This is a genomic window from Mesorhizobium salmacidum (SeqCode) (genome assembly GCF_037179605.1).
Lineage (GTDB): Bacteria > Pseudomonadota > Alphaproteobacteria > Rhizobiales > Rhizobiaceae > Mesorhizobium > Mesorhizobium salmacidum.
This window is the reverse complement of sequence record NZ_JAPYKS010000003.1, coordinates 51386-64536: the sequence shown is the minus strand read 5'-3', so window position 1 is coordinate 64536 and position 13151 is coordinate 51386. Positions and strand designations below refer to the sequence as shown.

Genomic DNA, 13151 nt, shown 5'->3' with positions numbered 1-13151 from the left:
CTCCGATGGCCTACAAGCACTATACGAGCTGCTTTCTCTATCCGGCAGGTGGCAAGCCCTACAATGAGGCCGACCGGCTTGCTTTCCTCGCCGCCCAGGCGCTGCAGATCATCGTCATCACCGGGCTGGCAGCCGCCTTCGGCTTGCTGCTGGGGCCGGTCGGCGCGGCACTTGCCGCGGCAATCGCGTTTCTGGCGTCCGCCACCGCGACGATCGACAAGGCCGCCGGGGAATGGCTCAACCATCGCCTGGTCTGCCTCGACAAGGACAATCCGAAATGCGCCGTCGGCATCGTCTCCTACAATCCGTTCCGCAGTGATCTCGGCGCCTTCGACAACGACCAGTATTTCGACGTCATCCTGATGCCGCATCCGACGACTGAAATTCTCAACGCCGAAACCAATGAGGCGGCTTTGGCCGCCGCCAATCGTTACAATGGCGACGGCACCGTCGTCGCGGAATTCGCCGCCAACATCACGGCCCATCCGGCGAACGACATTCTCAATGACGGCTTTCAGGGTCATGAACTGCTGTTGCCGCGCGATGACCTGAAGACGGATCTGGGCTACGCACCCGCCGACGATCATGCCCGCTGGGCCCTGCACTGCGAGGCCGAGGGTGACTTCTGGATCAAGATGCGCCAGTGGGCGCCGGCCATCGTCATCCTGCTGACGGCGGCTCTGGTCGTCACGGCGGCCGCGGCGGCTGCCGGCGCCAGTGTTGGGGCGGCTGTCGGCTGCGCCATAGGGTCGTTCTTCCTGGGTGCGCTGGGCTGCGCCATCGGCTCGTTCCTGGGAGGATTGCTCGGAGCGGCCATTGGCGGCGCCATCGGCGGAGCGGCGTCCTACTTCGGCGGGGTCAAGCCGGTCCTGCAGGGACTGTTCAACTGGAATCCCGGCAATGTCGAGGACGCCAATGTCGGCGACAAGGCGCTCGGCCCCATCAGGATGGGCGATCATGTCGCCGTCCTCGGCGAACATGTCTATGACGGCTATCACAAGGGCTGGCATGAGTTTCATCCGCTGATGGCGGTGGTCAAATTCGATGCGGCGGCCGGTGTCGACGCAAGACACTATCTTCAGTGGAATCCGGATTTTCCCGACACGGGGGAGGTCCCGCCCAAACCGCCGGGCGAAGCCACCGACCTCACCGCGCAGGATATGCGTGACGGGCTTGGCAGCACCGCGTTCAGGACACGCTGCGAGAATCTGCGCAGAACCTGGTGCGCCATGCTGAACGAAGCGTTCGATCCGGAGACCAAACGAGCACAGCAGGGGCTGGACCAGCGCTGGACCATTCATCCGATGGTCGATGGTTGCATCCCGCAGGAGCAGCCACCAGCACCGCATATCGGATGATGCCATCAGCGTCCGACACGCGAAACCGTGATGGCGCCGATTGCCTTTCAATCTTGACTAACCCATTCATGAATTGATACTCGGACGCACCCGCAGTGCGGGCAACCCCGAGGAGTACCTTATGAAATCCCCCCTTCTTGCCCTGGCCAGCGTAGCGGCGCTTGCAATCAGCCTGGCCGCCGGTCCGGCGACGGCCGAAGATGCCGGCATCATCGTCTATAACGCCCAGCATGAAAGCCTGGCCAAGGATTGGGCCGAAGGGTTCACCAAGGAAACCGGCATCAAGGTTATCTTGCGCAATGGCGGCGACAGCGACTTCTCCAACCAGATCGTCGCCGAAGGCGCCTCCTCGCCCGCCGACGTGTTTCTGACGGAAAATTCGCCGGCCATGGTGCTGGTCGAGAATGCCGGCCTGTTCGCGCCGGTCGACGCCGACACGCTCGCACAGGTCCCGCAGGACTATCAGGCCGCCAGCGGCAAATGGGTGGGCGTGGCCGCACGCAGCACTGTCTTTGCCTACAATACGACCAAGCTCAAGGCCGACCAGTTGCCCAAGTCGATGCTCGACCTCGCCGACCCGAGTTGGAAGGGCCGCTGGGCGGCCTCGCCTTCTGGCGCCGATTTCCAGGCTATTGTCAGCGCATTGCTGCAGCTCAAGGGCGAGGCCGCCACGGCCGATTGGCTGAAGGCGATGAAGGCGAACTTCACCGCCTACAAAGGCAACAGCACGGTGATGAAGGCGGTCAATGCCGGCGAGATCGAAGGCGGCGTGATCTATCACTATTACTATTTCGGCGATCAGGCCAAGACCGGCGAAAACTCTAAGAACGTCGCGCTGCACTATTTCAAGAACCAGGATCCGGGCGCTTTCGTATCGGTCTCCGGCGGCGGCGTGCTCGCCTCGAGCAAGCACCCCAAGGAAGCCCAGGCCTTCCTGAAATGGGTGACCGGCAAGGGTGGCCAGGACGTGCTGAAGAACGGAACCTCCTTCGAATACGCGGTCGGCAAGGGTGCGCAGTCCAATCCGAAGCTGGTGCCACTGGTCGACCTGCAGGCGCCGAAGGTCGACGCCGCGACGCTGAACTCCAAGAAGGTCACCGACCTGATGACCGCAGCCGGCTTGCTTTAGTCGTCGTTCTTCCTAATAAGAACGTCAAACCGTGCTCCTGCGGGAATTCACCTTCCGCGGGAGCGTTTTGTTCCGAGATGCATTCGTCCATGACGACACGCTTCGTTCCTGACCGCGACCGTGGTCCCCTGATTGCCGCCGCCACGCCGCGATGGCATGGCGCCTGAGCTGATGCAGCCCGCGGTCGATCTCGCGCGCCCTGGCCTGCCGCCGAAGATGCGCCGAAGAACGCAGCGGCGTGTGGCGCCCTGGCTTGTCATCGCCGCCATATCAGTCTCCCTGCTGGCATTGGTGCCGCTTGCCTTCATCATATGGATCGCGGTGCAGACCGGTTGGGACACTGTCGCGGCATTGGTCTTCCGGCCACGTGTCGGCGAACTGCTGGTCAACACCGGCCTGCTGGTGCTGCTGGCCGTACCGATCGCCATCACCTTGTCGGTGACGCTGGCCTGGCTGACCGAACGCAGCGACCTGCCTGGTGCCCGGCTCTGGTCCTGGCTCTGCGTGGCGCCGCTCGCCATCCCCGCTTTCGTACACTCCTATGCCTGGATCACCATGGTGCCGGGGCTGCACGGCCTCTGGGCCGGCGTGCTGGTATCCGTCATCGCCTATTTTCCTTTCCTCTATCTGCCGGTGTCGGCGGCGCTGCGCCGCCTCGATCCTGCCCTGGAGGATGCCGCGGCGGCACTTGGTCTCGGACCCTGGCGTGTGTTCTGGCGTGTCGTGTTGCCGCAGCTCAGGCTCGCCATCTGCGGCGGCTCGCTGCTGGTCGGCCTGCATCTGCTGGCCGAATATGGCCTCTACGTCTTCATCCGCTTCGACACCTTCACCACCGCGATCGTCGACCAGTTCCAGTCGACCTTCAACGGTCCGGCCGCCAACATGCTGGCCGGCGTGCTGGTGACCTGCTGCTTCGTGCTGCTCGGCCTCGAAGTGCTGGTGCGCGGCGAGGAGCGTTATGCCCGTGTCGGCTCGGGTGCCGCGCGATATCAGCAGCGGATGAGCCTCGGTCGCGCCGCCCTGCCCAGCTTGCTGCTGCTCGTCGTCACCACCCTGCTGGCGCTTGGCGTGCCGTTCATCACCATCGGCCGCTGGCTCATCGCCGGCGGCGCCGATGTCTGGCGTCTCGATGAGATTGGCCTGGCACTCGGCCAGACACTGTTCCTGTCGCTTGCCGGCGCATTGCTTGCCACCGCCGCTGCCATGCCGATGGCCTGGATCTCGATCCGCGCGCCCGGTCCGTTGCAGCGCCTGCTGGAGGGATGCAATTACATTGTCGGCTCGCTGCCGGGTGTCGTCATCGCGCTGGCGCTGGTCACCATCACCGTGCGCATCGCCCTGCCGCTCTACCAGACCCTGTTCACCATCCTGGTCGCATATGCCCTGATGTTCCTGCCGCGTGCCCTGGTCAGCCTGCGCGCGTCGATCGCCCAGGCCCCGGTCGAACTCGAGCGCGCCGCCTCCAGCCTCGGCCGGCGGCCGCTCAACGCGCTGTGGTCGACGACAATCCGCCTGTCGGCGCCGGGTGCCGCGGCCGGCATGGCGCTGGTGGCGCTCGGCATCATGAACGAATTGACCGCGACGCAGATGCTGGCGCCGAACGGCACCCGCACGCTGGCCATGGCGTTCTGGTCCTATAGCGGCGAGATCGACTACGCCTCGGCGGCCCCTTACGCCTTCATCATGGTGGCGATGTCGCTGCCCTTGACTTGGCTGCTCTATGTCCAGTCGAAGCGGATGGCCGGACGATGAGCTTTCTCGAACTCGGCAATCTGCACAAGCGTTACGGCCCGGTCGCGGCACTTGCCGGCGTCGACCTGAACGTCGCCAGCGGCAGTCGCACCGCGATCGTAGGACCTTCCGGCTGCGGCAAGACAACCTTGCTGCGGCTGATCGCCGGTTTCGAGGCGCCCGATCAGGGCCGCATCGTGCTCGACGGGCAGGTGCTGGCCAATGGCGGCGCCGCTGTGCCGGCGCATCGCCGCGGCATTGGCCTGGTGGCGCAGGACGGCGCCCTGTTCCCGCATCTGACCATCTCGGACAATATCGGCTTCGGCATGGCACGGGACGACGACAAGCGCGCCGAGCGCATTATCGAACTTGCCTATATCGTTGGACTGGACAAGGCGATCCTCAAACGCCGTCCGCACGAGCTCTCCGGCGGCCAGCAGCAACGCGTGGCGCTAGCCCGCGCCATGGCGATGAAGCCGCGGCTGATGCTGCTCGACGAGCCGTTCTCGGCCCTCGACACCGGGCTGCGCGCCTCGATGCGCAAGGCGGTGGCCGAGCTTCTGGAAGGGGCCGGCATCACCACCATATTGGTGACGCACGACCAAGCCGAGGCGCTGTCCTTCGCCAGCCAGGTGGCGGTCATGCGCGACGGGAAATTTTCCCAGGTCGGCACGCCGCGCGAGCTTTATCTCAAGCCGAAGGACAGGATGATCGCCGAGTTCCTCGGCGATGCCATCATCCTGCCCGCGAGCATTTCGGGCGGCTTCGCCAGTTCGCCGCTGGGCCGCATCGCGGTCGACACGCCGGACAGCCGCGATGTCGCCCGCATCATGTTGCGGCCGGAGCAGATTGGGCTCAAACGCACCTCGCGCGAGGGCATGTCGGGCACACCAGACATGCCCTTCGGCGAGGTGACGGAATCGGAATTCGCCGGCTCGACATGCACGATCGCGGTGCGGCTCCTGAACAATTCCGATCCGCCGGACGCCGCCGCGATCGGCGGCACGCCGCTGATCCTGCGCAAATCCGGCATGGACGCGCCGGCGGTCGGCGAGATCGTGCGGCTGACCGTATCGGGCAAGGCGCACGTCTTCGCTTGAGGCCTTAAGGCGCTGAACCCACGCGAAGTGGCCGGTTTACGCCGTGACGCGTTCGCCGGTTTCCGCTGAATAGATCGGCCATTGCTCGAGAAAATCGCAACCGTGCACCACCACGCACTCGTTGGCGCTGTCGATGAGGATGACGGCGTAGGACGGCGGCGCCTGTTCGACGATCTCGCTCGATCGGTCGAGGGCAAGCTCGAACCGGGCATGCAGGCCCCGCTGCGCCGAGAACGGAATGCCGGCGACGGTTCCCGCGATATCGCGGTGAACGTGGCCGAAGAAAATATGGCGAGCGTTGCCATGATCCCGCAGCAGGCCGAGCAACCGCTCGGGCCGTTCGAGCGCCAGCGGATCGAGCTGCGGCAGGCCGAGCGCGACCGGCGGATGATGCAGGAAAACGTAGGCGGGCCTGCCGCCTGATTGTTCGAGCCGGGCTTCGAGCCAGGCAAGCCGGCTGTCGCACAGTTCGCCCTCTATGCGTCCTTCCGCCAGGCAGTCGAGAAACAACAGCACTTCGTTGCCGGTATCATGAACCGACTGCACGAAGCCGTTTTTGTCGACCGCAACTTCGGGAAACGCAGCGATGAGATTGGCCCGCCGGTCATGGTTGCCCGGCAGCAGCCTGTACGGCATCGATAGCGCGCTTAGGGCAACGCGCAGATCGGCATAGCTCTGCGGCGCGCCGGTCTCCGTCAGGTCGCCGGTGAAGACGCAAAGTGCTGCGTCGGCGTGGTGCGCATTGATGTGCGCGATGCACTGATCGAGCCGCTCATGCAGGTCCGCCCCATAGCGGCGCTCACCTTGCCGGCCAAGATGCACATCGGTGACCTGGATGATTTTCATGTGCGTCTCTTTGGCTGCGCGTGTTTTCGGAAATCAAAGCGCCGGTTCGGGCACGGAAGCCTTGAAGACATCGAGACGGGTGCCTGTCTCCGACGAGAAGAAATGCATGTCGTCCGGGGAGATCTTCAAGCCGACGGTGCTGCCGGGCTCGGGGTGAACGGCCTCCGAGGTCATCACCGAGAACGGCGCGCCGTCGAGGTCGACATAGATGACCCGCCCCGCGCCCAGTTCCTCGACGAGATCGACAGTGGCATCGAGCGCGCCGGCCGTTCCCGGTGCGACCAGCCGGACCGCTTCCGGGCGGATGCCCATCGCGACCTTCGTGCCGACCGGCAGGCCGGCGCGCGCCATGGCCAGGCGCCGGCTGCCGCCGAGCAGCGACAGCCCGTCGAGTTCGATCGTGCCTTCAAGGATGTTCATGGCCGGCGCGCCGACGAAGGTGGCGACGAAGCGGCTGGCCGGGCGGGTGTAGATTTCACCTGGCGTGCCGACCTGTTCGACCCGTCCGCCATTCATCACCACCAGCCGGTCGGCCAGCGTCATCGCCTCGACCTGATCGTGGGTGACGAAGACGGAGGTGGCATTCAGCCGGCGATGCAGCTTGCGGATCTCCGAGCGCATCTGGACGCGCAGCTTGGCGTCGAGATTGGACAGCGGCTCGTCGAACAGGAAGACTTTCGGCTCGCGGATCATCGCACGGCCCATCGCGACGCGCTGCCTCTGGCCACCCGAAAGCGCCATCGGCTTGCGATCGAGCAGCTGCTCGAGCTCCAGCGTGCGCGCCACCGCCTGGATGCGCTGGTTGCGCTCGGCCGAGGGAACACCGGAGACCTTGAGCGAATAGCCGATGTTCTGGGCCACGCTCATATGCGGATAGAGCGCGTAGTTCTGGAACACCATGGCGCAGCCGCGTTCGCGCGGCTCGAGCTTGTTGACCACCATGCCGTCGATGGCGATCGTGCCGTCGGAAATCTCTTCCAGCCCGGCGATCATCCTGAGCAGCGTGGACTTGCCGCAGCCGGACGGCCCGAGAATGACGACGAATTCGCCAGAGGCGAAGTCGAGATCGACGCCATGCACGACCTGCGTCTTGGCATAGTTCTTCTTGACGCCGCGTATTGTGATGGAGGCCATCTTTTGTCTCCTTGTTACTTCTCGGTGGCGATCAGGCCGCGCACGAACCAGCGTTGCATGAGCACCACGACGATCAGCGGCGGCAGCATGACGATAAGCGTTCCTGCCATGGCGATGTTCCATTCCGGAATACCGCCGACATTGGGGATGAGCTGCTTGAGCTCGGTGACGGCCGTCGCGTGCGACTGGTCGGTGGTGATGAGCAGCGGCCACAGATACTGGTTCCAGGCCCACAGGAACATGATGGTGCCGAGTGCCGCCATGTTGTTGCGCGACAAGGGCAGCAGGATATCGATGAAGAAACGCAGCGCGCCGGCACCGTCCATACGCGCCGCCTCGGTCAGCTCGTCCGGCACGGTCAGGAAGAACTGCCGGTAGAGGAAGGTGCCGGTGGCGGTGGCGATCAACGGCAGGATCAGTCCGGTATAGGAATTGAGCAGCCCTAGGCTGAGCGAAACCTGCACACCCGAGACCTTCTCGATCAGCCAGCTCAGCCCGGTGATGTCGAGGATGGTCTGGTAGGGCGACAGCACATTGGCGACGACCGCGTAGGTCGGCACGATGCGCACTTCCAGCGGCAGCATCAGCGTGACGAAGATCAGCCAGAAGATGAAGGTACGGCCGGGATAGCGAAAATAGACGATCGAGAAGGCGGTCAGCGCCGAGATGATCACTTTGCCGGCCGCGACGCCGGCAGCCATGATGAAACTGTTGAGCAGCTTGGGGCCAAGGCCGGCCGTCGTCCAGGCCGTCTTGATGTTTGTCCAAAAGTCGCTTCCCGGCAGCAGCGACATCGGCACGTCGTTGACATCCCTAAGATTATGCGACGCGGCCACGGCCACGACCACGAACGGCGCGATGCAAAGCACAAAGCCGACAAACAGGATCAGATGGGTGAAGAAGTTGAGGAACGGAGTGCGCTCGACCATTCAGTCTCACCTGTAGTGCACGCGCCGCTCGATGAAGCGGAACTGGAAAATGGTCAGCACCACGATGAGCAGCATCAAAATGATGCTCTGCGCGGCGGCGCCCGAATAGTCGAGGCCTTTGAAGCCATCGGAATAGATCTTGTAGACCATCAGATTGGTGGCGTTCGCCGGGCCGCCCGACGTCATGATGTCGACGATGCCGAACGAATCCTGGAAGCTCTCCGTGATGTTGATGACCAGCAGGAAGAAGATTGTCGGCGTGATCAGCGGGAACTGTATGTCCCAGAAACGCCTCATGACGCCCGAGCCGTCCATCGCGGCGGCTTCGATGAGGGAACGCGGGATGGCCTGGAACGCGGCGAGGAAGAAGATGAAGTTGTAGCCGACATATTTCCACGAGAAGGCGATGATGATCGAGGCCATGGCATCAGCGCCGTCGAGCCCGGGATCCCAGAAGCCGGGCCAGACTTGGTTGATCACGGCCATGAAGCCAGCCTCCGGCGCCAGGATGAAACGGAACGCCATCGCCAGAGCCGGTGCGGCGATACCGTAAGGCCAGATCAGCACCACGCGATAGAGACGCGAGCCGGCAAGCTGGCGGTCGGTGAGCGCGGCGAGCACAAGCGCGACGAACATTGCAAGCCCGGTGCTGATGCCGGCAAAGACAAGGCTGGCGGTGATCGAGTTCCAGTAATCGGCGTTCGCCAGGATCGAGCGGAAATTGTCGAGCCCGACCCAGATGTTGCCGCCGCCCCAGGGCTGTTGCAGCGTCAGCGACCAGTATACGGCCTGGCCGGCAGGCCAGTAGAAGAACGTGAAGATCAGGAGGAGCTGCGGCACCGCGAAAAGGATGCCGATTGTCCAACTGCTGAAGGTAACGCGTTTTTCCATCGGTTCGCCGTGGCCGCGGAACGGCCAGCCCAAAGCAAGATAAGATTATATACGAAACGGCCGCCCGTCGAATCTCGGCGGGCGGCCTCGGCAATCTTCGAAATCAGGGCAGGGTCTTGCCCGGATAGGTCTGCTGGAAGCGGTCGAGGATGGCGTCGCCATTCTTGACCAGCGTGTCGAGGCCCTGCTGCACGCTGACCTTGTTGGCGAAGATCGCCTGCATCTGCGTGCCGAACTCGGCGCGGATCTGGGTGAAGTTGCCCAGGCGTATACCACGGGTGATTTCGGTCGGCTCCGACGCGGTCAGGCTGGCGATGGCGACTTCACGGCCCTTGTAGGGCGCCTTGTCGTAGAAGCCGGTGGACTTCATGTAGTCGAAGCCCGACTTGGTCACTGGGATGTAGCCGGTGTTGGTCGACCAGAACAAAGCGGTCTTGGGGTCGTGGATGAAGTTAAGGAACGCGGCCGCGCCCTTGTACTCAGCGTCCGACTTGCCGGAGAGCACCCACAGCGAAGCGCCGCCGACCAGCGAATTCTTGCGCTCGGTACCGGCATAGGCCGGCAGTTCGGCGACATCCCACTTCATGCCTTCCTTCTGCGTCTTGCCGACCGTGCCGTGATCGCCGACCGAGGTCATGATCACCTGGCAGGTGCCCGAGGCGAAGGCCTGGACCATATCCTGGCCGAGATCCTTGGACTTGATCTTGATCAGGCCGGCGTCATACCACTTCTTGAGATCGGTGACGTACTGGACGAACTTGGTCTTGTTGACTTCCAGACGCGCGTCGAGACCGTCATAGCCGTTGTTCTTGGTGGCGATCGGCTGGTTGTGGATGGCCGAGAACTGCTCCATCAGCTGCCAGCTTTCATTGGCCGAGATGTTGATCGCCATCGGGCATTCATAGCCGGCGTCCTTCATCGCCTGCAGGTCGGCGCCGACGTCTTCCCAGGTCTTGGGCGCCTCGGTCTTGCCGATCTTGGCGAAGGCGTCCTTGTTCCAGTACATCAGCGCGGTCGAGGAATTGAACGGGAAGGACAGCATCTCGCCCTTCGAGGTCGCGTAGTAGCGGGCGATGCCTGGGAAATAGTCGGCGTAGTCGATCTTGTAGCCGTTTTCTTCCATCAGCTTGTCGGCGGGCTTGTAGGCGCCCGACAGCATCATCGTGGCGGTGCCGACGTCGTAGACCTGCACGACGGCGGGCTGTTTGCCGGCGCGGAAGGCGGCGATGGTGTTCTGCAGCGTGGCATCGTAATTGCCCTGGCTGGTGCAGACGACTTCATAATCCTTCTGCGAGGCGTTGAAGTTCTTGCACAGCGTGTCGACGACGCGGGCGAGGTCGCCCGACAGGCCGAACCAGAAGTCGAATTTTACCGGCTCCGCAAAGGCAGGAACCGCCAGCGCGGTGCTGAGCGCGCCTGCGGCAAGGGCAGCGAGGCCCCGCTTGATGATCGTCATGGTTTCTTCCCTCTTGAATGACTGTTGACAAGGGTCTTGCGCAAGTCCTTGCCCGCTCTTTTAGAGAAGGTATGTGACATTTCTGTTGTGGCCTCCCGGGCCTGTGGACAGCTGGTCTTTCCTCCCCCTCGGCGGTGGCGCCGGCATGAAAACGTCATACCGGCGCCTTAGGTAGCTAGGGCGGCTCTCGAGGACGTAAAGGTCGTCATGGTTATCCGGCTAAAGGGATGATGAAACGCGGGTGGAGCAACTGACGAGACCTGACCGCCGGCCACGGCAAGCGCATTGCGATGCGCACCGACCGCCAGGATGTCAGCCTCATATTGCTCAAGCCGAGCGTTCACTCGGCCTGATTGCTCACGACCCGAGCGCCGTCTCGACCAACCGCTTGGCGTCGGGCCCCGACCATTCGGCCGGACCGTTCATATGGGCGATCAGGCAGCCTTCGCCATCGATCAGCATGGTGACGGGCAAGCCGAGCGCCAGACCGCGCGCCTTGAGGTCGTTGAACAGCGTCATCGTCGAATCCCGGTAGTAGCCGAGCGTGTGCACACCGGTATCGGCGAGAAACTTCTTCGGCTTCACATCGTCGCCGGCATCGACGTTGACGGCGACGACCTGAAAGGCGTCGCTGCCTTTCTCCTTTTGCAGCGCGTCGAGCGCCGGCATTTCGGCACGGCATGGCGCGCACCATGTGGCCCACAGATTGAGCAGCACCGTCTTGCCGGCATGGTCGGCGATCGTCATCGGCTTGCCGTCCGGGCCGTTGAAGGCGAGGCTCCTCATCGACTGCGGCGGATCGGCCGGCAAAAGTGCCGCGACCTCGCCGGTGGCCGCGGCCGCGATCTTCTTGGCGCGGTCGCTCTTGGCGGCGCAGGCGACGTCGTCCTTGCTGTCGCTTGCGGATACTTGGTGCGCGGCGTTGTTGCCAGACCGGCTCTCGCTGACATATACCGCGACCGCGCCGGCCAGCGCTCCCGCCACCAGGGCGGCGAGGATCAGGCGCGGGGCCGGGAAAAATCTGTTTCCGTCTGCCATTTTCTCAAAACTGCTCCGAAGCACGGGTTTTATAGCCATGAGCGACAAGAAGACCAGCAACCAGATGTGGGGCGGACGATTTGCCTCGGGTCCGGCCGCGATCATGGAAGCGATCAACGCGTCGATCTCGTTCGACCGCAAACTCTATGCGCAGGACATAAGAGGCTCGATCGCCCATAGCGAGATGCTGGCGCAAACGGGCATTATTTCGGCGGCCGATCAAGAAAAAATCGCTCACGGGCTGAACACGATCCTGAAAGAGATCGAAGCCGGCAGCTTTGAGTTTTCGACGCGGCTGGAAGACATCCACATGAACGTCGAGGCCCGCCTCGCGGACCTTATCGGGTCGGCGGCCGGCCGGCTGCACACTGCCCGCTCGCGCAACGACCAGGTGGCTGTCGATCTGCGGCTCTGGGTCAAGGACGAATGCTTTCGTGTCGCCGAGGCGTTGAGAGGCTTGATCATGGCCCTCCTGGCGCGAGCCGAGGAACATGCGGCGACCGTCATGCCGGGCTTCACCCATATGCAGGCGGCGCAGCCGGTAACCTTCGGCCATCACTGCATGGCCTATGTCGAGATGTTCGCGCGCGACCTGTCGCGCGTGCGCGACGCCATCGAACGCATGGACGAGAGCCCGCTCGGTGCCGCGGCCCTTGCCGGCACCAGCTTCCCGATCGACCGCCATCAGACCGCCAGGGCGCTCGGTTTCCGCGAGCCGATGCGCAATTCGCTGGACAGCGTCTCCGACCGCGATTTCGCGCTGGAATTCCTCGCCATGGCCGCGATCTGCGCCACGCACCTGTCGCGGCTCGCGGAGGAGATCATCATCTGGTCGACGTCGCAATTCGGCTTCATCAGGCTGTCGGACAGCTTTTCCACCGGCTCCTCGATCATGCCGCAGAAAAAGAACCCCGACGCCGCCGAACTCGTGCGCGGCAAGACCGGCCGCGTCAACGGCCATCTGGTCGGCCTGCTGACGGTGATGAAGGGCATGCCTTTGACCTATGGCAAGGACATGCAGGAAGATAAGGAATCGGTGTTCGATGCCGCCGAGACGCTCGACCTGATGCTTGCCGCGATGACCGGCATGGTCTCGGACATGACGGTCAATGCCGCCGCGATGACGAAGGCTGCCGGCTCCGGTCACGCCACCGCCACCGACCTCGCCGACTGGCTGGTGCGCACTTTGGGCTTGCCGTTCCGCGAGGCGCATCATGTCACCGGCCGCGCGGTGGCGCTGGCCGAAGACAAGAAGGTTAGCCTGGAGAAGCTTTCGCTGGAGGATCTGCAATCGATCAATCCAGGCATCACGGCGGACATATTCTCGGTGCTGGCGGTGCAGAACTCGGTCAAGAGCCGCACCAGCTTCGGCGGCACCGCGCCATCGGAAGTGCGGAAGCAGATACGCGCCTGGAAAAAGCGCATCGCCAAGGCGTGATGCCGGATATTGCGACCACAAATATCCCGATATTGCGATCAGCAATATCCGGGGTGCAATGCGCTGAGAACTCGGCTAAAAGCGGCGCTGGCAAACGTTTC

Annotated in this window: 11 protein-coding genes; 5 read left to right on the top strand and 6 right to left on the bottom strand. The window is 63.5% G+C overall.

Translation table 11 applies throughout. The features are described 5' to 3' along the window. Positions 1-5: 5 nt before the first annotated feature. The 4 genes from O7A60_RS04850 to O7A60_RS04835 all read left to right on the top strand — a co-directional run bounded on the left by O7A60_RS04850 (position 6) and on the right by O7A60_RS04835 (position 5318). Positions 6-1358: a hypothetical protein gene (locus tag O7A60_RS04850; protein WP_337105268.1), complete on the top strand. Its 1353-nt coding sequence runs from the start codon at positions 6-8 to the stop codon at positions 1356-1358. Between the two features lie 121 nt (positions 1359-1479). After that, positions 1480-2487: an iron ABC transporter substrate-binding protein gene (locus O7A60_RS04845; protein ID WP_337105266.1), complete on the top strand. Its 1008-nt coding sequence runs from the start codon at positions 1480-1482 to the stop codon at positions 2485-2487. 171 nt (positions 2488-2658) lie between these two features. Next, positions 2659-4239 carry an ABC transporter permease gene (locus O7A60_RS04840; RefSeq protein WP_337105552.1) on the top strand — a complete coding sequence of 527 codons (1581 nt, stop codon included), beginning with the start codon at positions 2659-2661 and terminating at the stop codon, positions 4237-4239. Then, the gene (locus tag O7A60_RS04835) at positions 4236-5318 is read left to right on the top strand and encodes an ABC transporter ATP-binding protein (RefSeq protein ID WP_140503263.1); all 1083 of its coding nucleotides are present in this window, start codon (positions 4236-4238) and stop codon (positions 5316-5318) included. The genes O7A60_RS04840 and O7A60_RS04835 overlap by 4 nt, the downstream gene beginning before the upstream one ends. A 36-nt stretch (positions 5319-5354) precedes the next feature. Here O7A60_RS04835 and O7A60_RS04830 read toward each other — a convergent pair whose 3' ends face one another. The 6 genes from O7A60_RS04830 to tlpA all read right to left on the bottom strand — a co-directional run bounded on the left by O7A60_RS04830 (position 5355) and on the right by tlpA (position 11612). Then, positions 5355-6164, bottom strand: a complete 810-nt coding sequence (locus O7A60_RS04830; RefSeq protein ID WP_337105264.1) for a phosphodiesterase — start codon at positions 6162-6164, stop codon at positions 5355-5357. A gap of 33 nt (positions 6165-6197) precedes the next feature. Then, a complete protein-coding gene (locus O7A60_RS04825) occupies positions 6198-7298 on the bottom strand; it encodes a sn-glycerol-3-phosphate import ATP-binding protein UgpC (protein WP_337105263.1) in 1101 nt (366 codons plus the stop codon). Between the two features lie 14 nt (positions 7299-7312). Further along, positions 7313-8227: an ABC transporter permease subunit gene (locus tag O7A60_RS04820; RefSeq protein ID WP_337105262.1), complete on the bottom strand. Its 915-nt coding sequence runs from the start codon at positions 8225-8227 to the stop codon at positions 7313-7315. Positions 8228-8233: 6 nt separating this feature from the next. Then, entirely contained in the window at positions 8234-9118 is an 885-nt protein-coding gene (locus O7A60_RS04815; RefSeq protein WP_337105261.1) for a carbohydrate ABC transporter permease, read from the bottom strand. Between the two features lie 103 nt (positions 9119-9221). Further along, positions 9222-10574, bottom strand: a complete 1353-nt coding sequence (locus tag O7A60_RS04810; RefSeq protein ID WP_337105259.1) for an extracellular solute-binding protein — start codon at positions 10572-10574, stop codon at positions 9222-9224. A gap of 357 nt (positions 10575-10931) precedes the next feature. Beyond that, positions 10932-11612: a thiol:disulfide interchange protein TlpA gene (tlpA, locus tag O7A60_RS04805; RefSeq protein ID WP_337105257.1), complete on the bottom strand. Its 681-nt coding sequence runs from the start codon at positions 11610-11612 to the stop codon at positions 10932-10934. A gap of 37 nt (positions 11613-11649) precedes the next feature. Here tlpA and argH point away from each other — a divergent pair, with 37 nt between their 5' ends. Then, on the top strand, positions 11650-13050 hold the full coding sequence (argH, locus tag O7A60_RS04800; RefSeq protein ID WP_337105256.1) for an argininosuccinate lyase: 1401 nt from the start codon (positions 11650-11652) through the stop codon (positions 13048-13050). Positions 13051-13151 lie beyond the last annotated feature (101 nt).

Coding starts and splice junctions, on each gene's coding strand:
- O7A60_RS04825 (WP_337105263.1), bottom strand. CDS start 7,298: ATGGCCTCCATCACAATACGCGGCGTCAAGAAGAACTATGCCAAGACG.
- tlpA (WP_337105257.1), bottom strand. CDS start 11,612: ATGGCAGACGGAAACAGATTTTTCCCGGCCCCGCGCCTGATCCTCGCC.
- O7A60_RS04830 (WP_337105264.1), bottom strand. CDS start 6,164: ATGAAAATCATCCAGGTCACCGATGTGCATCTTGGCCGGCAAGGTGAG.
- O7A60_RS04850 (WP_337105268.1), top strand. CDS start 6: ATGGCCTACAAGCACTATACGAGCTGCTTTCTCTATCCGGCAGGTGGC.
- argH (WP_337105256.1), top strand. CDS start 11,650: ATGAGCGACAAGAAGACCAGCAACCAGATGTGGGGCGGACGATTTGCC.
- O7A60_RS04835 (WP_140503263.1), top strand. CDS start 4,236: ATGAGCTTTCTCGAACTCGGCAATCTGCACAAGCGTTACGGCCCGGTC.
- O7A60_RS04845 (WP_337105266.1), top strand. CDS start 1,480: ATGAAATCCCCCCTTCTTGCCCTGGCCAGCGTAGCGGCGCTTGCAATC.
- O7A60_RS04820 (WP_337105262.1), bottom strand. CDS start 8,227: ATGGTCGAGCGCACTCCGTTCCTCAACTTCTTCACCCATCTGATCCTG.
- O7A60_RS04815 (WP_337105261.1), bottom strand. CDS start 9,118: ATGGAAAAACGCGTTACCTTCAGCAGTTGGACAATCGGCATCCTTTTC.
- O7A60_RS04810 (WP_337105259.1), bottom strand. CDS start 10,574: ATGACGATCATCAAGCGGGGCCTCGCTGCCCTTGCCGCAGGCGCGCTC.
- O7A60_RS04840 (WP_337105552.1), top strand. CDS start 2,659: ATGCAGCCCGCGGTCGATCTCGCGCGCCCTGGCCTGCCGCCGAAGATG.